The sequence below is a fragment of the Anthropogastromicrobium aceti genome (genome assembly GCF_020687335.1).
GTDB lineage: Bacteria > Bacillota > Clostridia > Lachnospirales > Lachnospiraceae > Anthropogastromicrobium > Anthropogastromicrobium aceti.
Genome location: NZ_JAJEQN010000006.1, coordinates 73,960 through 96,972, shown reverse-complemented (window position 1 = coordinate 96,972; position 23,013 = coordinate 73,960). Strand labels below are relative to the sequence as shown.

Annotated in this window: 19 protein-coding genes; 2 read left to right on the top strand and 17 right to left on the bottom strand. The window is 41.3% G+C overall.

Going from position 1 to position 23,013, the window contains the following annotated elements; translation table 11 throughout:
• Nucleotides 1-68 precede the first annotated feature (68 nt).
• Nucleotides 69-1,787, bottom strand: coding sequence for a phospho-sugar mutase (locus LKD48_RS03615; protein ID WP_308731220.1), 1,719 nt, complete (start codon nucleotides 1,785-1,787; stop codon nucleotides 69-71).
• A gap of 187 nt (nucleotides 1,788-1,974) precedes the next feature.
• Here LKD48_RS03615 and LKD48_RS03610 point away from each other — a divergent pair, with 187 nt between their 5' ends.
• On the top strand, nucleotides 1,975-3,957 hold the full coding sequence (locus tag LKD48_RS03610) for an LTA synthase family protein (RefSeq protein WP_308731219.1): 1,983 nt from the start codon (nucleotides 1,975-1,977) through the stop codon (nucleotides 3,955-3,957).
• 7 nt (nucleotides 3,958-3,964) lie between these two features.
• Here the strand turns inward: LKD48_RS03610 and LKD48_RS03605 are convergent, their stop codons facing one another.
• The 4 genes from LKD48_RS03605 to LKD48_RS03590 form a co-directional block, all read right to left on the bottom strand.
• Nucleotides 3,965-5,026, bottom strand: a complete 1,062-nt coding sequence (locus LKD48_RS03605; protein WP_308731218.1) for a phosphotransferase — start codon at nucleotides 5,024-5,026, stop codon at nucleotides 3,965-3,967.
• An 84-nt stretch (nucleotides 5,027-5,110) separates the two neighbouring features.
• Nucleotides 5,111-6,115, bottom strand: a complete 1,005-nt coding sequence (locus LKD48_RS03600; protein WP_308731217.1) for an asparaginase — start codon at nucleotides 6,113-6,115, stop codon at nucleotides 5,111-5,113.
• The gene (locus tag LKD48_RS03595; RefSeq protein WP_118611962.1) at nucleotides 6,112-6,573 is read right to left on the bottom strand and encodes a CBS domain-containing protein; all 462 of its coding nucleotides are present in this window, start codon (nucleotides 6,571-6,573) and stop codon (nucleotides 6,112-6,114) included. The genes LKD48_RS03600 and LKD48_RS03595 overlap by 4 nt, the downstream gene beginning before the upstream one ends.
• A gap of 138 nt (nucleotides 6,574-6,711) precedes the next feature.
• Complete coding sequence (locus LKD48_RS03590) at nucleotides 6,712-6,915, bottom strand: hypothetical protein (RefSeq protein ID WP_308731216.1); 204 nt, start codon at nucleotides 6,913-6,915, stop codon at nucleotides 6,712-6,714.
• Nucleotides 6,916-7,136: 221 nt separating this feature from the next.
• On the opposite strand from LKD48_RS03590, the gene LKD48_RS03585 reads away from it, so the two are divergent.
• On the top strand, nucleotides 7,137-8,201 hold the full coding sequence (locus LKD48_RS03585) for an NUDIX domain-containing protein (RefSeq protein WP_308731215.1): 1,065 nt from the start codon (nucleotides 7,137-7,139) through the stop codon (nucleotides 8,199-8,201).
• Nucleotides 8,202-8,235: 34 nt separating this feature from the next.
• Here LKD48_RS03585 and LKD48_RS03580 read toward each other — a convergent pair whose 3' ends face one another.
• From LKD48_RS03580 to LKD48_RS03525, 12 genes are all read right to left on the bottom strand, one after another.
• The gene (locus LKD48_RS03580; RefSeq protein ID WP_308731214.1) at nucleotides 8,236-9,792 is read right to left on the bottom strand and encodes a carboxylesterase/lipase family protein; all 1,557 of its coding nucleotides are present in this window, start codon (nucleotides 9,790-9,792) and stop codon (nucleotides 8,236-8,238) included.
• Nucleotides 9,793-9,856: 64 nt separating this feature from the next.
• Entirely contained in the window at nucleotides 9,857-10,405 is a 549-nt protein-coding gene (locus LKD48_RS03575) for a Uma2 family endonuclease (RefSeq protein WP_066557156.1), read from the bottom strand.
• 37 nt (nucleotides 10,406-10,442) lie between these two features.
• The gene (locus LKD48_RS03570; protein WP_066557164.1) at nucleotides 10,443-10,958 is read right to left on the bottom strand and encodes a cysteine hydrolase family protein; all 516 of its coding nucleotides are present in this window, start codon (nucleotides 10,956-10,958) and stop codon (nucleotides 10,443-10,445) included.
• A gap of 117 nt (nucleotides 10,959-11,075) precedes the next feature.
• Complete coding sequence (locus LKD48_RS03565; protein ID WP_066557172.1) at nucleotides 11,076-12,797, bottom strand: ABC transporter ATP-binding protein; 1,722 nt, start codon at nucleotides 12,795-12,797, stop codon at nucleotides 11,076-11,078.
• 72 nt (nucleotides 12,798-12,869) lie between these two features.
• Entirely contained in the window at nucleotides 12,870-13,979 is a 1,110-nt protein-coding gene (locus tag LKD48_RS03560; RefSeq protein ID WP_066557175.1) for a helix-turn-helix domain-containing protein, read from the bottom strand.
• 177 nt (nucleotides 13,980-14,156) lie between these two features.
• Nucleotides 14,157-15,212 carry a DUF4097 family beta strand repeat-containing protein gene (locus LKD48_RS03555; protein ID WP_308731213.1) on the bottom strand — a complete coding sequence of 352 codons (1,056 nt, stop codon included), beginning with the start codon at nucleotides 15,210-15,212 and terminating at the stop codon, nucleotides 14,157-14,159.
• Nucleotides 15,213-15,272: 60 nt separating this feature from the next.
• Nucleotides 15,273-15,593 (bottom strand): PadR family transcriptional regulator, encoded by a 321-nt coding sequence (locus LKD48_RS03550; protein WP_308731212.1) that lies wholly within the window; start codon nucleotides 15,591-15,593, stop codon nucleotides 15,273-15,275.
• A 142-nt stretch (nucleotides 15,594-15,735) separates the two neighbouring features.
• Nucleotides 15,736-16,761: a glycoside hydrolase family 172 protein gene (locus LKD48_RS03545; RefSeq protein ID WP_308731211.1), complete on the bottom strand. Its 1,026-nt coding sequence runs from the start codon at nucleotides 16,759-16,761 to the stop codon at nucleotides 15,736-15,738.
• 47 nt (nucleotides 16,762-16,808) lie between these two features.
• Entirely contained in the window at nucleotides 16,809-18,404 is a 1,596-nt protein-coding gene (locus tag LKD48_RS03540; RefSeq protein WP_308731210.1) for a response regulator transcription factor, read from the bottom strand.
• The gene (locus LKD48_RS03535; protein WP_308731209.1) at nucleotides 18,401-20,032 is read right to left on the bottom strand and encodes a sensor histidine kinase; all 1,632 of its coding nucleotides are present in this window, start codon (nucleotides 20,030-20,032) and stop codon (nucleotides 18,401-18,403) included. The genes LKD48_RS03540 and LKD48_RS03535 overlap by 4 nt, the downstream gene beginning before the upstream one ends.
• 93 nt (nucleotides 20,033-20,125) lie before the next feature.
• Nucleotides 20,126-21,550, bottom strand: a complete 1,425-nt coding sequence (locus LKD48_RS03530; protein WP_227101439.1) for a glycoside hydrolase family 32 protein — start codon at nucleotides 21,548-21,550, stop codon at nucleotides 20,126-20,128.
• A 1-nt stretch (nucleotide 21,551) separates the two neighbouring features.
• Complete coding sequence (locus LKD48_RS03525) at nucleotides 21,552-22,988, bottom strand: GH32 C-terminal domain-containing protein (RefSeq protein WP_308731208.1); 1,437 nt, start codon at nucleotides 22,986-22,988, stop codon at nucleotides 21,552-21,554.
• Nucleotides 22,989-23,013 lie beyond the last annotated feature (25 nt).

Genomic DNA, 23,013 nt, shown 5'->3' with positions numbered 1-23,013 from the left:
CCCATCAAATGATGAGCAAGCGGCTTTTTCTTTTATTATCCTATAAAGCTTTTGATCCTGGTATCATATTATCCTAAAAGTGCTTCTGCATATTTTCCAAGCTCAGCGCTTCTATTTTCAGCATCTTCCATGCTGCTTCCCTTTACACCGTAATACAGCTTGATCTTCGGCTCAGTTCCTGATGGTCTTACACACAGCCATGCGCCGTCCTCAAGATCATAATACAGTACATTTGACTGCGGCAGTCCAGTTGGTGTTACCTCGCCAGTCTCCATGTTTTTGCAGGTATCTAACTTGTAGTCTCTTGCCTGAAGTACCTTATACGGTCCGATATTCTCTGGTGCATTTGCACGTAAGTTTTCCATAGTCTGAGCGATCTTTGCCAGACCCTCAATACCCTTCATGGTAACAGACTTTACACTGTCCTTATAATAGCCATACTTGTCATAAATTGCAAGCATCTGATCCCACAGTGTCTTTCCCTGCTTCTTATAATAAGCAGCAGCCTCGCACAGTGCCATAGTCGCAACAATAGCATCTTTATCTCTTGCATGTGTTCCAATAAGACAGCCATAGCTCTCCTCAAATCCAAACAGATATGTTCCCTTACCACTCTGCTCAAAACCAAGAATCTGCTGTCCAATGTACTTAAATCCAGTCAGACACTCAATCAGGCGGATTCCATAAGACTTTGCGATTGCATCTGCAAGATTCGTTGTAACGATTGTCTTAATAAGAGCTCCGTCTTCTGGCAGTCCCTGCTTTTCCTTAATCTGGCTGATTGTATACTCAGCAAGCAAGCATCCAGACATATTTCCTGTCAGAGAATGATACTCGCCAGTCTCTGCATCCTTTACATATACGCCAAGACGGTCTGCATCCGGATCTGTTGCCAGAACAAGATCTGCGTTTTTCTCCTTTGCCAGTGCAAGTGCCAGTTCAAATGCTTCTGCTGCCTCTGGATTTGGATAACTTACAGTCGGGAACTCTCCATCTGGAAGCTCCTGCTCTGGAACTACATAAACATGAGTAAAGCCAAGCTCCTTTAATACACGTCTTGCCGGTACATTTCCTGTTCCGTGAAGAGGTGTATAAACGATTGTCAGCTGATCCTGCATTTCGTCAATGGCATCCTGATTCTTTACCTGCTTCTTTAACTCTGCAATATATGCGTCATCAATTGCACCGCCAATAATCTCAAACAGATTTGCCACGCGTGCATTATCTTCCTGCATCGTCTTTAAGGTGGAGAAATCTGTGATTGCCTTTACCTCTGCCATGATGCCCTTGTCATGAGGCGGTGTAATCTGTGCGCCGTCCTCCCAATATACCTTATATCCATTATATTCCGGCGGATTGTGAGATGCGGTAATATTGATTCCTGCGATACAGCCAAGCTTTCTTACAGCAAATGAAAGCTCTGGTGTCGGGCGAAGAGATTCAAACAGATATGCCTTAATGCCATTTGCAGCCAGACAAAGTGCTGCTTCCTTGGCAAATTCTGAGGACATACGGCGTGAATCATATGCAATTGCAACACCCTTCTTCTGCTCTCCTGCCTTGATAATATAATTAGCAAGTCCCTGTGTTGCCTTGCGAACTGTATAAATATTCATACGGTTTAATCCAGCTCCGATAACGCCGCGAAGACCAGCTGTACCAAATTCCAGCTCCGTATAGAAACGATCCTTTTTCTCCTCCTCTGAAATTCCTCTTAACTCAGCCTTTGTTGCCTCGTCAAAACACGGGCTTGTCAGCCACTCATCGTACAATGCCTGATAATCCATAAAAACCATGCCTTTCCGTGTCACTTTTTAAAGGACACTGCTTTCTTTTACCCTAAGTATACTAGATAAAACAAAAAAATGGAATCTTTTTTCAAAAATTTTTCACAAAATACTCCTATTCTTTACTGAAATCTTGTGATATACTAACGAAGCGAAATACAATATTTAAAGAAAGGTGACATGTATTATGAAGACTTTTTTACATTCTTCCAAAGATAAACAAAGCTTGTCCGACTGGTCGCTCCGACAGAAAGCAGGCTTTTTTGTTTTTCTAGCACTTTTTGCCATATGCATTGGAATGGCCTGCTTTTTTAATGGTTTCTCCCTGCCTGATCTATTAATTCTGATTGCCATTGCCGTTGTCTCTATGGTCATCTACGTGCTGCCATTTTCTCTGCATCCAGTTGTAAAGGCTGTCATCACTATTATTCTTCCGACAGCCGCATTCTTTTTACTGGAGTCTATGACACATGTTGTCTGGGAAACGATGGAAATTGACGCTGTTTTATTAAACCTTGTCTTTTACTATCTGTTCTTTTTGTTTTTCTTCTTCGTAAGCGGATCAACAAAAATCTCACTTGATATTCTGCTTATCTTTACCATGATTGTCGGTCTGGCGAACTATTTTGTTATTTTGTTTCGCTCCTCACCGATTCTGCCATGGGATCTGCTCTCAGTTGGAACTGCAGCCACTGTTGCAAACAATTATACCTTCAGCATCACTTATCTTGTTGCTCAGCTTGCAGCTGGCTTTTTAGGATGTATAATACTTGCCGGAAAATGTAATCTTCATTTCCCGGCTATAAGCGCTAAAAAGACAATTCGCGGACTGATTCGTCTGGCACTTTGCTGCGTTTTAATCATTCCGTCTGCATGCTATGTCCACTTTTTATATCAGCCTGACATTGCAGATTATACAAGCCTTGACAACACGCTGTTTACTCCAAAATATATGTTTAAGACAAATGGCTTTTTCGTTGCCTTTTTGATGGACAGCCGCTATCTTAGAATTGATGAGCCAAACGGCTACAGCAAAGAATATGCTAAATCGCTTCTTGATGAGCAGACTGAAACTTCTTCTACTGCCGATGAGCTTCCAAATATCGTTGTCATTATGGATGAATGTTTCTCTGATCCTACTGTACTTGGCGACTTTTCCTGCAACGAAGACTTTATGCCGTATATTCGAAGTCTGCTTGACGGCGCTCCAAACACCATAAGCGGTCATCTTTATGTATCTGTTCTTGGCGGCAACACTGCAAATTCAGAGTTTGAATATCTGACAGGCGATTCGATGGCATTTCTTCCAAGTGGAAGCATTCCTTATCAGCAGTATTTAAATAAGTATGCTCTGTCAATTGTTTCACACATGGAGGAATTAGGCTACAGCACAACTGCTATGCATCCGTATAATGCCTCTGGCTGGAATCGAAGCTCTGTTTACGAAAAGATGGGATTTGGACAGTTTCTTTCCTTGAAAAATTATCATCACGGTGAACAGCTTCGAAAATATGTCAGCGATCAGGCCGACTTTGAAGAGGTTCTCGATATCTTAAATCAAAGCACCGATCCTGCCTTTATCTTTAATGTAACAATGCAAAATCACAGTAGTTATGGCACACCGTATGATAACTTCACTCCGTCTATTGAGGCTAAGTTTAAAAATACAAAGAGCACCAAGTATTTAAACAACTACCTTTCCCTGATGAAATACACTGATGACGCAGTTAACTATCTGCTTACTGAGCTTTCTGCTTCTGACAAGAAAACAATTGTTGTCTTCTTCGGTGATCATCAGCCAAACGATTATGTTGTTGAACCAATCTATGAAGAAAATGGCCTTGATATCAATAACCAGACGCTTGAAGAACAGCAAAAGCGTCAGCAGGTTCCTTTCTTTATCTGGGCAAATTATGATATCGAGGAGGAAAGTAATCTTGCAATTAGTGCTAATTATCTTTCTACAAAAGTTGCCAAGGTTGCCGGTCTTGGCCTTACAAAATATCAAAGCTTCCTCTCACAGATGTCAGAAGTACTTCCTGTCGTCAATGCAGTTGGCTATGTAGACACCGACGGTACATGTCACTATTTAAAGGAAGCCACTGGCGAAGAAAAAACATGGCTTGATAATTATGAAATTCTTCAGTATTACCGCATGTTTGACCAATAATTAACTTTTACAGCTGCTTCTGCAGCAGACAATCAGCAAAGGCAGTGCGTACACTATTTTGTTCCACTGCCTTTTTTATTTTCTCGATATTCTTCTCAGAAATCCACGATTTGCTGTTATTAAAATAGAAATTTACCTGTTTCCAATATTTTTCCGGGTATGCAATCATAAATCCTAATAGGCTTATTTCTTTTTGTGACATGTTTTGGACTCTGTTATATTCGCGAATCAGCCTCATTCCAAGCTCCTGATTCCAGTTATGCTTTTCCATGATTTTTCTAATAAACTGATACAGATCACAAATCTGGCAGCCCACACGAAACTGTTCAAAATTTACTGCTGCCGTCTGCCCCTGACCAATAAGTACATTGTGCTGATGATACGCGCCATGTATCAGATGGCCTTCTTTTTTCGCCTGTTCCTCCACCTCATAAAGTTCGCCGTCCATCATTGCACGCACTGCAATGTCTGCCTGATTATACATTTCATCAAGGCTTTTTTGGATGAACTGCTCAAGCACTGATTTTTTCTTTTTACGATGCAGATAGGCACGCACACGGCGAAGCTCACGATTGTGCTTTTCATATTGACAGGCCAGACTCTGCCTTTCTTTATGTGTATTTGTGACAGCATTGCCTTCTGTTATATCCTGTTTGCTTTCTTCAGACTGCACTTTCTCCTGTTTTATAAGCAGGTGCTTTGGCATGCGCCTCATAGAAACATGCAGCCGCGCAAGACTATTCACAGCCTGTACGAGATCACCAATACTGCTTACACTGCATTCTGGCCATGGATACCACATTTTTAACACATAACCTGTGCCTTCTTCATTTTTAGAGAGCAGTTCTTCCTTCTCATTTTTTATGATCTGGTCTGTGTGCACCATTCCATTTTCCGCCAGATATAAAAGAAGGGCCGCCTCTGCCTCTAACCGTGCTTGTTTTCCACGGTATTCTGAAAGCAGATACAGTCCTTCTTTTGTATCACATAAAAGTGCGCCCCGTACCTTTCGCGTTGCACGAACTGTCACAGGATACTGACTAAGTACCGACATTCCCCAATCATTCATAGAATTACCTACGCCTTTCCGGCTGTCTCCCGGACCGCCTATGCTATCCTATGAAACATAAGGTAATATCATGCCAGATCATTTTTATTTGCGCGTCCAAAGAATATCTCTGTTAATGCATTGTCCTAGCAATCTCTTCACCTGTCCTGCGTCCTTTGTCTGCGGCAAAATCCACATAAGCTTTGTTAGAACAGCTTCTAGTGTCATATCATATGCCTCCATGACACCTGCCTCTTCCTTTACCTTCTTTCCAACCTCATATACAGCAAGATTGCTGCCTTCTCTGGCAACCTGCGTAGCCATGACAAACACCTTTCCCTCACGTGTCCACTTATGTACCACATCGAAAAAGCTTCCATGCTCGTAAACAGGAAGACCACCGACACCAAATGCCTCGATGATTACAGCATCACATCGTCCTGCCACATAATCAAGAATATCAGCAGGCATAGACGGCACCAGCTTAACTAATCCTACTGATGCAGTCATATCATGATAAAACTGTACCGGTCCCATCTCTTTTGGCTCTTCAAAATACAAAAGAACACGTCCGTCACTAATCATGCCAAGATATGGATAATTGACACTTGCAAATGCATTATAGCTCTTGCTGTGCTCCTTCTTTGCACGTGTTCCAGCAATAATTTTCCCATCAAATACAACACATACATCATGTGCCTTTTCGTTTGCTGCAAACCTGAGACTATCCATAAGATTTACTCTCGCATCAGTATCCTCTAAGTCTATTGGATGCTGTGCTCCTGTAATAACAATCGGCTTTGGTGAATGCTGAATCAGATAAGAGAGTGCTGCCGCCGTAAATGCCATCGTGTCCGTTCCATGACAAATGACAAAACCATCATACTCGTCATAATGTGCTTCAATGCAGGCTGCCATAGCAAGCCAATGCTTTGGTTCGATGTTTGTACTGTCAAGATTCATCAGCTGAATAGTGTCCGTTTCACAAAATTCCTTTGAATCCTGCACATACGACAGAAGCTGCTCTGGCGTAAGAAGCGGTTTTAATCCGTCCTCACTGTGTCCGCAGGCGATTGTTCCGCCCGTTCCAATAAGTAATATCTTTCTCATACCACATGCATTATCCTTTCTGTTTGTACCTTTATTCCCTCATTTTGATTTGCCTGCTGATCCTGCTGGCGACGGAATGCGTTAATAATATCACGTCTTGTAATGATGCCAATGAAAACATTGCGATCATCTACAACTGGTACATAATTTTGATTGGATGCACGCTCAATCATCTCATCTATTGTCGCATACACATATACTGGCGGCATCCAGTCCTTACGGATAATCTCTTTGATTTGAAAGCTCTCCAGCTCCTGCATGTCACATTTGTGATATGTTAACATATACCATAAAAAATCGCCCTCGTTTACCGATCCGGCATAACAGCCATCCTCATCGATAACCGGCAGCGCAGTGTAGCCATATATTCTCATACGCTCAAGTCCCTGACGCAGCGTATCCTCCTTGTGAAGATACTCAATCTCTCCCTTTGGTTTTAATAATGTCATTAAATTCATTTTGCTTCCTCACAGTTCTGAAATGTCGCATAACAGTTTTTTTGTATGCCACTATTTTCCATGAATGCAGTCCGGTTTCCCATCTGCTTGCTTTTTTTATTCTATCACAACTGTGAGGAAATTTCCATTACCGTAATCTTACAGTTTGATGAAATAATTATGAAGTCCATCCATCCAGATATACGCTCCATCGCCCTCTATCTTAAGATGGAGCTTAGATAAATCCTTCTCATGCGTTTGCCCCATCGCATTGTAAAGCTCTAAGAGCTCATCCATATGCCATGAGTAATATCCTATCAGCGCCTTTGCTGTTTCTTTATATATTTTTTCATCCTGCGTCATGGTTTCTCCCTTCATTATTCATTCGCGTAAAGTATTCTTTCACTTTTCTAGTCTTTCGCAGTTTCCTCGTTCAACAATTCTGCACTTTTCGTGCAGTTTTATCCTACTAGGTTTCGACAAAATCTTCAACTAATTTCAATCGCGTATTTCGACACTCTTATTGCTGTATCTTGTGATCTGTGCTACGATAAACGAAACACAGGTTGAAAGGACAAAATGCTATGGAATTTACTACACTTTGCTATTTAGAGCGCGACGATCATTATCTGATGCTGCATCGCACAAAAAAGGAACATGATTTTAATAAAGATATGTGGATTGGTGTTGGCGGTCACTTTGAAGAAAATGAAAGTCCTGATGATTGTCTGCTGCGCGAAGTTAAGGAAGAAACCGGACTCACACTGACTTCCTACAAAATGCGCGGTATTCTGACATTTGTTTACCGCAATATATGCGAATATGTCTGCCTCTATACGGCTGATGGCTTTGAAGGTGAAATGACCTCCTGTAATGAAGGCGAGCTTAAGTGGGTTCCAAAGGATAAATTGCTGACGCTAAATTTGTTTGAAGGGGATCTTATCTTTTTTAAGCTGTTGCTGGAAGATGCACCTTTCTTTTCATTGAAACTCACTTATGATCAGGTAAATGAGCACCGCCTTATTGACGCAAATCTAAATGGCAAAAAGCTTGAGCTTTTCGATATCCTAGATGAAAACGGTGTACCGACAGGACTGACAAGGGAGCGTTCTTTGTGCCATCTTCTTGATACACCGCACAGAACTGGTCATGTGTGGATTGTGCGTCCTGTTGATGCAAAGGATGGAATCGCTTCTGACACACAAGCCGGCACTTCACAAAATAATCCTGCCTATGAATTGCTTCTCCAAAAGCGAAGCCACGACAAGGATTCTTTCCCGGACTGCTATGACATCTCGTCTGCCGGTCATGTTCCAGCAGGAAGCTCTGTCCTTGATTCTGCGATTCGTGAACTCTCAGAAGAACTTGGAATCAAGGCTTCACCTAGCGATCTTATTCCTATTGGCACACATGAAGGAAATAGCCACAGTATCTTTTATGGAAAGCCGTTTCACAATCATGAATTTAGTACACTGTATCTCTACACAAAACCTGTGCAGATCAACGATCTTGTGCTGCAGGAGTCAGAAATCCAGTCAGCAAAATGGTTTGATCTAAATCAACTGATGGAAGATGTTAAAAATAACGCGCCAGGATACTGTCTGTACTATGATGAACTGCAAATTCTTAAAAATGCGCTGGAAAAATAATAGAAGGCAGGCCATCACGGCCTGCCTATTTAAATCAATGCTGAATCTGTCCTTCTTCTTCGCTATGGTTGCGCAAATCAGTAGGACGATACTTTGGAATAACCTTCATAAGCTCATCATCATAATTACACTCAACACGCGTATTCTTTGAAGTCACAAGCGTATAGATATGATCTGGTGTGCACGCCGGCCAATTCGGAATTGCGCTGTTGTTTGGATCACCTGTGCGCGCAAATGACATAACACTGTCAAAAATCTCTGTCTCGATGCGCTCTGTAACGCCTGCTTCCTGTGTATATGGCGTGAATGATGTGTTTGCAAAGACATACGGGATATCTGCACAATGCCACGGAACCCAGCCGCCATCAAGCGGCAGTTCAAGATCAAACATATATGAATATGTCTGTGCGTTCATTTTGCTGCGCTCTTTTACATAGTCAAGAAGCGGTACACGAACAATGCTGTCAAGCACAGTCAGATCGACAGGATTATGTGTCGGATATGCTTTTTCAAATAGTGGAAGAAGCTCTGATGCCGCCTTTTCTCCCATTACCTTTTCAACGACCTTTTCACCTTCTTCTTTTGTCATGTGGTTTCTGTCAAACGGCATCGGTGCAAATGTGAAGAACTCGCCAAATACACTTCCAACCATAAGTGCAACATTACTGCTTTCCTTACGAAAACCTACATCGCTTGGATCGCCCACATAAAATTCATTCGGGATCGGGGCACCGCCGCTATATTTTCCCTGTGCCTGAAATGTTGGACGCACCTTTAAATAAGCGGCTGCAAGCTGTGCATATGGTACCTTTTCAAGTTCTTTTACACTGCTTACACCAAGCTCTTCCATAACAGCCTCTGCGATTTCTTTTCCGCTCTGTCCACGTTTTGGCATCAAATCATTAATTACACCACTCATGTTAATGCCCTTTGCAAAAAGTCCATCTGCTGCCGGCATCTGAAGAAGCGTTGTCACCTTTGCGCCGCCGCCTGACTGACCAAATACTGTAACATTCTTTGGATCTCCGCCAAATTTCTCAATATTTTCCTGCACCCATTTTAGTGACGCAATGATATCATCCATTCCGGCATTTCCTGAATTGGCATACTCTGATCCAAATGCAGACAGATCAAAATATCCAAGCACATTTAAGCGGTGATTGATTGATACAACAACTGCATCACCTCTGCGGCTCATATTTTCGCCCTCATACGCGATGTGCTCAATTGAAGAACCGGCTTCAAAGCCGCCGCCATGAAACCATACTAAAACAGGGCGCTTCTTTTCATCACATGATGGTGTCCAAATATTTAGATTCAAACAATCCTCATCCATAACCCAGTAGCGATGCGGTACAAACACCTCACCAGCTGGCTTTGGCATATCAAGAAGCGGACACACATAGCCAAAGCTTGTCGCATCAAGTTCACCTTCCCATGCCTCAAGCGGCTCTGGCGCATGGAAACGCTTCGCCTTTGCATACGGAATGCCCTTAAACACAGACACTCCATTGTAAGCATAGCCACGTACCTTTCCCTTATTTGTCTCTACGACAACACTTCCTTTTTTGAATACAAATTCTTTTTCCATTTCTTTTTTCCTCCCATATAGAATACTATTACGATTCCTCTATCGTTTGTTGCATCATCCGCGCTTATATATCCATTTCTGCAAAATTGATTACCAAATCTGGATAAATGCCCACTTTCGCAGATTCGTTAAAATTACAATCTTCATAATCTGGTGTTTCAAAATTGCACATGGATACTCTCTTTTTGCTCGGATCGACAATCCAATATTCACGAACACCAGCTGCCTGATACTTACCCCTTTTAATAATATAGTCCTGCGCTTTTGTGGATGGAGACACCACCTCGATTACCCAGTCCGGTGCACCTATACAGCGCTTTCCATTACTTAATTTATCGCGATCACAAATCACGGATATATCTGGCTGAACAAGGTTGTAAATATCATCGGCTGAAAGCTGCACATCAAATGGAGATGGGAAAACTCGGCATTTACCGCCCTTAGAGCGAATATAAATGTTGATCTCCGTTACTAAAAAATTGACAATGGCTTGATGAGTTACTGTTGGTGCCGTATCCAGAAAAAGTCGTCCGTCGATTAGTTCCGCGCGCGTTCCCTCTGGTAACGCTTCAATATCAGCTATTGTTTTAATTTCTTCCTTTGGCAATGCCATTCTCGCTACCTCCTTTTCCTATTCCATTTACTCACCACTATACAATTGTGATCTGACAGCTCTCCATTGCCCGAAGCGCACGCTCATGGCTCTCTGGTGTCACACCTGCGCAGCATGATGCATCTACCTCAATCGGAACCTCCGGCAAAAATGCCTTTACTAAAATTGCATTGGAAATGACACAGATATCGGTGCAAAGTCCCACAAATATGATCTTATCAATTCCCATCTGCTCATTAAGTGCCACAAGACGTTTTCCGAGTTCCACACTTCCAAAGGTAGGCTTGTCAATCGGATTTCCATCGATCAGTGACGCGATCTCGTCATTCAGCTCCCATCCTCTCGTATCACGGATGCAATGCTGCACTGGAAGATTAGTTCCTTCCTGCGTACTCAAGTAATTTTCTTCATGTGTATCTCTTGTTGCAAGAACCAATCCCTTAAAGTTCTTAATCTTATCTGCCACCTTTGGCACAATTGAAACGGCCTCCTTAGTGCCAAGTGACCCATCAATAAAATCGTTTTGCATATCTACAACTACAAGAACTTCCATGCCTCTTTGTTCTCCCTTCTTTGCTCGTAATTTCACTGATTTTATAATATTCCATTTGGAAGGATATTGCAAGATAGCAACTGAGAATTTGACATTTTAACCAAGAGTTATTTATCTTCAGTGCGCAATCTGAAACAGGGAATAAAATTGTCCTTTTTGCTGCATAAGCGTATCGAAATTTCCCTGCTCGCAGATTGTTCCATTCTTCATGACAAGGATTTTATCATAGCGGCGAAGAATCGCTTCCTCTAGGCGATGCGTTACGACGATTCTTGTCATTCCAACCAGATTCAGTATAGAAAAGCTGACTGCTCTTGCAGTGGCGGCATCAAGTGCGGCAGTTGCCTCGTCAACCAGAAGTATTGGTGATTTTCTAAGAAGCGCTCTTGCAATGCTGATTCGCTGACGCTCACCGCCTGACAGATTCGCGCCATTTTCGCCGCAGACAAATTCTTCACCGCGTTTTTCGATAAACTCCGACAAGCCGGAGCGCTCCAATGCTAATGTGACTTCTTTATCTGGAAATTCATGAAACATAGTGACATTGTTTCTTATGGTATCATTAAAAACAAAGACATTTTGCTGCACTGATGTCATCAGCTGATAGAGCGATTCGCTTTCAATATTTTTAATTGAAACACCATCTATGCAAATCTCGCCCTGATAGTTACTGCTGCTTCCCATCAGAAGATTCAAAAGCGTCGATTTTCCGCTTCCTGATCCTCCTACAATTGCATAGCTCTTTCCTGCGTCAAACTGAACATCCAGATCTTTTAACACAGGACTCTCTGGCTCATATCCATACGTCAGATCCTTCACTTCGATCTTTTCTGAAAAACCATTAAGCTTTTCTCTTCCTTCTTCGCGCACGTTCTCCGATAATGCATCTGACAATTTCTCCATCAGTGCAATCGCAGCCTTTCTGTTTGACCACAGAAGCGGAACCTGACTAATTGGATTTAAAATATAATTCATCAGCTGGACAAATACGATTACAACACCAGCTGTTACTCCTTTGCCGCTAATTGCAAGCCATGCACCTGCCAGAAAAATTCCCATCTGGGCAATGATTCCCGCATCATTTGCCAGAAGTGATATCAGTTGCTCGGTACGGCGCTTATTTTTCTTTGCCTCCTCTGCCTGCTCATTTCGCTGTGAAAATAAACGACTTGCCTGTGTCTCTGCACGAAAGCTTTTGATGACTGGAAAGCCTGACAGAAGCTCATTCACAATTGAAACAAAACGCTCATTTTTTTTAGAAATTTCCTTTTCCTGCTCTGTCAGGCGATTTCCTGCCGTCATGGAGACGGCCACCGGCAGAAATGACAAAGCAACTGCAAGAACTAACATCACCGGACTATAATAAAGCATCATGATCAATGCACCCAAAAAACAAAAGAGAAGCTCAATCAGGGTGAAAGTTGCGGCTAAATAGTTGTTCTCGATTGAGGTGCAGTCATTTGTCAGCGCGGAAACGTAAAGTGCGGTGCCTTCTTTTGAAAAAGAGCGCAAACTTTTCTGTGTCAGCCGCGAAAATGCATAATCGCGGTACTGCTGCATGGCTCGTTGTAAAAATCTTGGATATACTGCTCTATACATTACATTGGCTATTGTGTAAATAACAACGACAATAATGACAATCCATGCACTGCGCACAAGGGCCTGCATATCCTGATTTGCTGTGCAGTCCATGATCTGCTGAATCAGCCATGAGATCATCAGATTTAGTGAGCTCATAGCAATCGTTAAGATGATGGTTACGATGAAATTTATTCTATTTTTATAGTATAATTGGTGTATAAATTCCCTGTTTTTCTTTTTGTTTTGCTTTGTTTTCATTTTATTTTTCTCCCACTACCTGATTTTTGACAATTCAATTTCTGCCATTTGCTTTTGAACTATTCATTTTTTTCATTCGTTTCCTGACTGGTACAAGTTAATGCGCTCATTATCATCCTTGCGCTCATTCCACGATGCAAACGGATTTTTGCTTCCAATTGGTGCCGAAAAGGCAGATTGTTTTCTCATATTGACTGCCAATCTTGCCTCATTTTCTGTATACATAAGCATACTTGCAAAGGTGAGAAATGCCACCCACTCGGCACTGTTTTCATACGAATAAATGTGCATTTTTCCATTTGTATCGGTAATCTCAAGATTACGAATCAGATGATACTTGCACAACTCATCGAGTACAGCAATGACTTCTGGCTCTGGGGCATTTAATTCCTTTGCTAAGAGACGCCCTGTGACATTTTCGTTTGGCTTTTTCGCATACAACGCCGCAACGACCTCCAGACAATATGGCTTAACGAGTAAGAAAAACAGTCTGCGCAGCGAATCGGCATCCTTGATTACCGACTCAAACCCGTTCTCTGGCTGTGAGAGCAAAAATATGTAGTCGAGGTTGTTAAAACCATAGCTCATATAGCCGCTGTCCGTCTCAATATAAAGGCCACTGGTGGAAATACTAGCATCCGAGTCCTCTGTTGTGCTGTATGCCTTCTTTTTATGCTCATTGTGCTCGTCATGCTCATTATTTTGGCTTTGCACATCTTGACTTTGTGTCGTTTTTCTCTGGTTCTTTTGAGTTGCCGCATCAAGAATATTGGACACAGCAACGCTGTCTATATTTGAATCCTCGCACCGAAGCACCGCCTTTTGGATGTTCCACATCAGATCACACGCCGCCTTCATGCGGTCTTTTTTCGGATAGCTATACAAGGTGCGGTCAAACAGCTCCTTTATATCCGTCTGTGCCACTGGTGTTCTTCCAAACAACTCATCCACTGATACATGAAGCGTATCAGCAATCGCCGGAAGAAGCTCGATGTCCGGCGCGCCACCGCACTCCCATCGCGATACCGCCTGCGTGGTTACGCCCACGGCGCGTCCAAGCTCCTCCTGTTTTAAGCCTGCCTGCTTGCGAAGCTGTCCAATTCGCTCCCCGATTTTTGTATATGGACTACTCGTATATGGATTCTTCTCAGTTCCATTTCGGACTCCATTGCTGTTGCTCATCCTATTCTCCTCCTCTGCGTCTTTCCTTTCTTGTCTCAACGGATGGTTGTATTATAGCTTACGCAATACTTGAATTCAATGCAGGTGTTTTTGTCAAAAATCAAGTGGTAGTTGAATCACTACAGTTCATATTCAATACTTAAATTAGCGGCGAAAAAATATCCCGTGAACGCTGACTTAACAATCGCGTACCTTGATATCACCAGATATGGTAGATGCCTTTAACTTACTGTCAGGCTCACCAAAGCGCTCCTGCACTTTTTTCTTTCCCTTACTGTTAATTCCTCCGCAGACAGCAGAAACATCACCACTCGTACTGGAAAGCGCCATTTCGAGTCCAATTTCTCCAATGTAGCGAACGTTTACATCACCGCTGGTACTCGAAACTACAGCATCTACCTGATTTCCAATCGTCACCTTACAATCACCGCTGGTACTCTTTGCTCTGCACTGCGCGCTCTTGTCAAATTCGGCCTTTATGTCTCCGCTTATACTCACAACGTCCATCTTATCTGCCTTGCATGCGATCACATTCACATCGCCGCTGATGCTTGATGCAAAAAGTTCATCTGCCTGACAATCTTCCACTCCTACGTCACCGCTTCCAGTATGAATCAATAAAGTCTTTGCATTGCTGTTATTTGCTTTGATATCGCCACTTATACTCTTTACCTTAATTTTTTCAAACCGCTCTGGCACTGCAACATGAATAACAATTCCTGCTGAATATTTCCCCACCTTAAGGCCAAATAAACGTGAGGCAGCATAAGAAACACTTATCCCTGCTTTCTTTTCCTGCTGAATCGAAAGTGTTCCAACAGACGCACTGACACGAAGCGTCTCTTTTAATGCCTCCATATCATCTGCAAGCCCACCAGTTACAGACAGCTCTACATCATTTGTACTGCTCTTTTTGATTTCAATATCGGCATCTGTGAGCTGAGCATTGACACGCTGAATGCCTGGATAAAAACGATTATAAATATCAGAATTACCCACTGTGTCCGAATTTGAATTGACATTTATTGTCATAGCAGCCGGATTTTCATCTAAGAATGCCTGACGGATTTCCTCGACATTTCCAAGCTCTTCACAAATTTCCTCTTCACTCTTTCCGTTTTCCATACCTTCCTTAAAATGATTCTCATAATCACTGAGAATATCCGTCAACAATTCCTCATCCATCCCTGCAAATGCATTGCGCAGCTGTGCAAAAAATTCGTCCTTTTTCATAATATTTTCCACCTTTCTTCATACTCAGCATCGTATATTAACTCGGCTGCTATTTTCCATTTAATTACTTTCTTTGCTCACTATCAGCCGCTCAACTGCTGCCGTGAAATCAAACCATTCTTTCTTTAACTGTTCCTGATAGGCCCAGCCCTTCACCGTGAGGTGATAATACTTTCTAGCTGGTCCTTCCCCTGCCTCGACAAGATATGTCTCCACATATTCCTCATCCCTCAACCTCTTTAAGATCAGATACAGCGTACCTGCCGCTAGCTTCATCTCCTTTGAAATATTTTCAGTAAGCTCGTAGCCGTACTGGTCACGAAGCGCCAGCTGCGACAGCACGCACAACTCAAGCGCTCCTTTTTTAAACTGAGCATTCATGCTCACACCTCCTTCTTTTTTCCTGTTAGCTGCATCATATCACATACTATTCTATATTGCAATATAGTATACAAAAAAATTTAGTGTTTTTTTGACAGCAAAAAACAGCCCACGGTTTTCACCGTGGGCATATGTCGATTCATTACTTCATAACCATCTCTTCGTCACTTGGCAGTTCCTTTGCGAGCTTCGATGGTTTTTCCAGATACCAGTATGCAACAGATGTGTAATCATCGTAGCGTGGTCCTGTCCATCCAAGGTTGTCGATTGTCATCTTGAAATTCTTAGAGAAATAAACCGGATCCTTCTCATGGAAGCGATACAGCAAGAAGCGCTGCTGTCCGTTATAAAATTCGCGATTGTCACCCATGATAGCAAAAAGTCCTGTATACATTCCGCTAAATGTCTGGTAACGATTCAAAATGATATCATTTCCAAAACCGTATGAACCACAGAAATAATCCTCTGTTCCAGTATAATTCATGCTTGGATACTGGTCATCGTCAATATACATCTTTGCTTCGCCCTCTACCCAACAGGTGTTGTTTCCATTCATACCTGTTGCGAGTGTCACACCTGCAAAGCAACCTCTGCCTTCAATTCCATCAATAATTGTATATGCGCGTCCTTTCGTAACTGGATGCTCCTGACGATACGCAGCATGGAAATAGCCTGCATCCTGAGGAATCTCGCCGTACCAGCCAGAGATCATATAGTACAGTGTTTCTTCCTTCTTGCTACGATTTTCCATAGTGATGCGGCAGTGCTTTGCAAATGGCATCTCCCAGTAGCTGTTAAAGCCACGTCCTGGTGCTGTGAGGATTTTCGCTGAATTTAAAACAATGTAGTTGCCGTCGCGATCCTTGAAATTTTCGTCATATGCGCAGCCAAAAAATGCAGAGATAGGCGCTTCAACAGACGGAAATTCCTCATTTTCCCAGTAAATACGCATAACAAAGCTATGGCCAACATATCCGGTAAACCAAATGTGTGTAATCATACCAGGGCCATCTGTATCACACAGCGTAACAGTCTCTCCCGGAGCAATCTGAATACACGGTCTTAATTTCTCACAATCCTTACCCTTTGTACCACCATTTTTTTGTCCAGTCGGATTTTCAGCTGAAAAGCCAAAGCTTTGGCGATTCTTAATTCTGTATAATTTCATAATGTCTCCTTTCATTGCACAAAAAATTCATTTACATATTCAGTCACTCAATGCTTTCCCTTTAGTCTATAATCCTGAGGCGTGATCCCTGTGCTGATGCGAAAAATCTTAATAAAATAAGTCGTATTTTCGTATCCACAATTTTTGGCGACCTCGTAGATTTTTAAATTAGTATTCACAAGCATTTCCTTAGCCAGATTCATTCTTGTCTGAGCTACATAATCATGAATACTCATACCAATTTCCTGGCGAAAAATCCTAGAAAGATAGCCTGAGCTATATCCAGTTACATCTGATAATACTGATGTACTTACATTTTCACTGATATGACTGTTAATATACTTCACTACCAATTCTGCCACAGATTTCACGGTATTGTCAATCCTTTTTTCAGCTTCATTCACTAAAAGTTCCTGTAGTTTTTTGAAATAAGCCACTGTGCCCATCGCACCTGAATGTTCTGCCTCTACAATTAGAGAAATCATACCATTTCGATTCACATATGATAAAATTGCTGCATTCAAAGATTGCGCTGCCTCAACTGCCAACAAATTTTCTGTCTGAGAATGTGTTGTTAAATAGGCAATCACTTCATTAATGTCATTTTTTGCTTCTGCAATAGATCCCTTTCGCACCAAAAGTTGAATATTTTCCAGATTTCTTCTCATTTCAGAAACTTTTTTTGCATTTTCTACCTCTTTACCCTCTACATCAGCCTGATGACGGATAGCAACACCTGTAGAACCGCGAAGAATCTCATTTGTAAGCATAGTTCTGATTTGAACATACTTCTCATTTAAATCCAATCCATTTACTGCTTCTTCTGAGACGATAAAAAACATAGTCACCTTTAACTGCTCCTCCAACTGCTGTCTGGCCTTTCTCATCAGATGGAACAATGTCTTGGAAACAGACTGCTTTGTATCAAAATCAAATACCCAAATCAAAACATCATCGAATAAATAATATTCACTCCACGCAAGCTCTTTTCCAAATGATCCCGCAACAATTTGGGAAACTGCTCCTGCTGTAATCATTTTTGTTTTTACATGGTGGTTATGATCTCCCTGAAGCAGCCCAACCACAAGATACAATTCTCCTGCAAGCATTCGCTCTTCCAGTTCATCTAACTCCCCTTTTTGATTCAACATCAGCTGCATAATCAACTGTCTTCTATATGCAGGCAACATCTGTGTATAGCGTTCTTCTGCATCATTAATGCGCTCCATAATTTTCTCATTTTCGCGCAAACGATCTATTTCCTTCTTCAAAGCTGCCAGAACTACTTCATCACCTTCTGTTTTTAAAATATATTGAACTGCATGTTGCCGAAAGGCCTCGTATGCAAAAGAAAAATCATCATAACCGGTCAGAAACAGAACTCGCATATCTGGAAACTGTTCTCTCAGTATGCTTACCATTTGCAGCCCTGTCATACCAGGCATTTGTATATCTGAAAGCAAAATATCACAAGGCGATTCTTCGACCATCTTTATGACACTTTTAGCATTGTACGCCGTACGAACATCTACATTCATGCTTTTTCCAAATTCATCCCGAATTACATCTGACATATCATCCGCACTAATTGGCTCATCATCTACAACTATTATTTTAATCGTTCTTCCTGCCTGAATGCTCATGATGTTTCCTCCCCCATAAATACATGTACAATTACCTTTAATCCTCCAAGTTCCGAACGCCCAACCAACAATCCACTTTTATCTCCAAAATACAATTTCAGTCTTCTGTTAATATTAATAATTGCCGTTGTTTCCATTTGCATATCTGTACTTTGTAGTTTCTCATTAAGGCTTTGTAGAGTCTCATCCGAAATTTCTCCACTATTTTCTATTATAATATCAAAATCTCGATCACTTCGAATCTCATAGCCAAGTTCCAATCTCATTGGATCTCCATTTCCACTTTCATATGCATATTTAAATGCATTTTCTAAGATTGGCTGAAGAATCAACCGCGGCACATACACATCAGCAATACATTCATCTGGCTTGGCAATTTCTACATGTAAATTATCGCGAAAACGGTATTTCTGGATTCTGGCATAATTTTCTGCATGTTCTATCTCTTCTGACAGATGCTTTTCATCATCTGCATTTCTTGTAATATAATGATAAAAACTTCCCAGATATTCTGCAAGATGAAGACTATTTTCTTGATCTCCTCTTCGAATCATCCGATACAGAACATAGTAGCTGTTATACATAAAATGCGGACTGATCTGCGACTGAAGCTGTTTCAAGTTTGATTGACTTACAAGAACCTTTTGCTGCAAATTCGTCTCGATATATTGTTGCATCGTTTCTGCCATGTGATTGTACTTTTCATAAACGGAATGAAAAAAATCATTTTCATTCTGCACCTCAATTCTATAGCTGAAATCATTTTTTTCCATATGATCAAAGGCCTCAATCAACAGCTGATACAGTGGTCTATAGATTTGACGATTCCATGTTTGAATACTAATAACTGCAATCATCAAGCAAAGACACATAAACAATATACTGCTTAATCCAATAACAGCAAAAAAATGATTCATTTCTGCATCGTTACTCTCTTTGTAGATCATACGAAACGGATAATATATGGAATCTGCACAAATCATCTGTTCATCTGGTTCTTTTTCTGGTTTCCAAACAAAATCAATGGAATCTCCACCCGCCAAAAACATGGCTTCTATCTGTTCCATAATACCTGCATCTTTCCAAGTGATAATAAGCACTGCTCTTGCGCCATCACCATCCCAATGAATACAAGTAGCCGCCTTATTGTTTTCTAACAAGCAGGTACGATCTTTCCCCTCTGCCATTTCCTCCATCCATGGCTTTACTGATGTCTGACAATGAAGATCCGTAATCACTTTTCCCATTGTCGGAATATACAACACTACACTGTCAACCTGCTCATTTTTATAATACAAATCATAGACAGACTCGTAAATTTCATTTTGAAGCGAAAAGCGGGAATAGCGGTCCAGATCATCATACATATAAACAAATTTCTGGAGATCTACTCCGTTTAGTAACTGCTTTCCCCACTTTTCAATTTCCTTCATATGAAGTTCTGTAGACGATACACAGATCTCAAGCCTTATCTGATCATTTTCGCGATCTTTTTGCTTCTCGCGCACAACTGTGATACGAAAAAAGATCAAAAATGCCATACTAATTACTACAAGCATTGCAAAAAGCGGCATAAAGCTTTTCTGAAACATATAACGATAGAAATTATTTTTCTTACGTCCAAACATCCGTTTTTTCCTCCAGTTTCATATCTTCAAATGACTGTGTATCACTATTATAGCATAAAATGAGGAAATAACGCATCTGGATCTTAAACAATTTTATATTTTTTTCTTAAATATCTGAATGTTCATAAAATTAGCTTCTGCATCTGATGCATACAAGCCAAAATTACCACCTTTAATGTCAAACATACGCGTTCCAAGTGCAATCCTATTATCAACATAGACTTCTAATATGGTACCAGATACAATCACATCTACATGGAAGCATTCACCAGTCTTTGATGAAAGCGGCCGTTCCAATTCCACCTCATATGGGAACATCTGACCGCCTCGCTCTGTCATACGCACACCTGACTTAAATTCCATACGACTGCGAGCAAAGTCAATATTAATATAGTAACCTACCGCAAAAGATTCGTCCACATGAATAGCAACACCAACACTTGCAGCTTCCCCCGTTGTTTCAATATCAAAGGAAAGACGACTTGTCTCATTTAATGGATTTAGCAACAATGCACTATATCCATATGGTGTATTTACACTGGCACTATTTTCTGCTAATTTCCACTCTCCAGTCAGCGGCTTCATAGAAATGATTTCTTCTTCTGAAACTGCTTCCAAAACAGAAGGAACTGGCTTAACAAACAAATCTCCGTCTTCATCCTGCCATAATTCATGAACGATTAGATTGCCACCCCAGTCCCAAGTATTGCAATCCTTTCCATCATATCCAAGTGGGTCAAAATGATGCTCATTATTTTCGCGTGTTGGATTCCATCCATACACATAACGGTGAACGCCATCTGTACCTGTTTTTGCTGCATAAAAAGCGCGGGTATCAAAGGTATCTATCTCAGGTGTTTCCCATGGTCCGTTTAAACTACGACTTTTCCTATATAAGGTCTGATAACGGTCTGCATAGGAAGAAAATACAAGATAATACCAGTCTCCCATCTTGAATAGATCTGGGCATTCAAATGCACACTGGGCATTCATAGGAGCATATATCGGATCACAATAGCTCCAGTGATGCAGATCGTCTGATTTGCAAAGGCCAACACAGCCTCTTCTTGTCGTCATTCCCTGTTTCTGCGCTGCAAAAATCATCCACCAGCAGTTTTCTTCTTCACACCAAAAAACAAATGGATCTCTCCAATGCACAGGGGCATAAATCTGATTGTCGGATGCAAAACGATCTTCTGGAATTTCTGTCCACGTATCCAAATTAGTACTAACTGCATGATTGATATAATTTTTTTCTGGCATTACCTGAAATGTACAGAAAAACATATGATATATTCCATCTACCTTTATGACAGACCCCGTTCCTCCAACAATTTTCGTATCATGCTCTGTAAAATGAACATGATCTGTTGTGCTTAACATAACCCAACTGTCCTGATGATTAGCATCTCGGTTTCCTCGATAGTTGCGCAGATAAAACGGTTTAAATACACCATTATCATAAAATGGGATCACATCTCCCAATACTCCCTTTTCCGGACGAAAATATAAGCTCATATCATAACTCTCCTAATGTTGTTAATTTTACATTTTCAAATTTAACTGCTCCGTCTGACACAGCAAGACCAAATTTTCTGTCATGAAGATCATAGGCACGAACACTCATTGCCACTTCATCGTTTACATATACTTCCATCACAGATTCATCCACAAAAATTTCCATCGAATATGTCTGATTTGGAATTAATTCAACAGGACGTTCTAGCTCCACATCATACTGGAATGTCCATCCTCCCTGCTCATGCATACGAATAGCACTTTTGTATTCGATTCTTTGACGCTTAGGATCCAGATAAAAATAATAGCCTCTGGCAAATTCCTGATCTGCCTGAAGTACCACTGCAAATCGCTCGGTTCCAGGTGTAAACGTAAAATCAAGCGACAAACATCCCTGATGCGGCACATCATTCTCACTAATTATTGACGCATATGCAATTGGAGAATCTACGTTTACTGATGTCTGATCCACTTTCCAATCTCCATTCAAAGGAATCCACTTTATTTCATTAGAAACAGTAAGAGTCTTTTTCAGTGCTGGATTTGACCGAACTGCCAATGTTCCATCTTCTCTTGCATAAATTTCATGTGGAACCAAACTTCCGCCCCAATCATACGTTTTATAATCATACCCCTCATGTGTCGGATCTGGATCAAAATTCCACGTATTTTGTGTTCTTGTTGGATTCCATCCAAAAATATAACGATGCTCTCCGTCACTGCATGTCTTTGCTGCATAAAAAGCACGTCCGTCAAAGGAGTCCGTCTTGGGACGAATCCATGGACCATTGCATGAACGACTCATACGGTAAAGTGTTTGGAAACGGTCTGTAAACTGTGAAAATACAAGATACCACCACCCATTCATATAAAAAAGATCTGGGCACTCGTAAGCAGACATGCTTGACTGCGGTGCATATAGAGGTTCACAGCATGTCCAATGATGAAGATCAGCAGACTTACAAAGTCCTACACATCCACGACGTTTTGTATTTCCCTGATTCTGCGCACAAAGAATCATCCACCAGCATTTTTCTTCCTCATTCCAAATCACGTGCGGATCACGCCAGTCTGTCAGCAAATAGATTGATTCATCTGGTCCAAATGTCTCATCTGGATATTTTGTCCAGTTTGTCAAATCTGTACTTGTAGCATGGCACACATATTGACGCTGTGGCTGATCCTCAAATACACAATAATACAGATGATACAAACCCTCTACCTTAATTATACAGCCAGTTCCTCCAAGAATCCCAATTGCCGTCTCCGATTCATAATGAATCAGATCCTTTGTCGTCAAAAGATGCCATCCATACGTTTTATCACTTCCAAAATAAGGATTCCAGTTTTTTAAATAAAATAGCTTAAATTCTCCATTCTCATAATATGGAATCACATCGCCCACACGCGCATGATCCGGTGTATAAAATAACTGCATATAAACAATCCCTTTCTGTAATCTG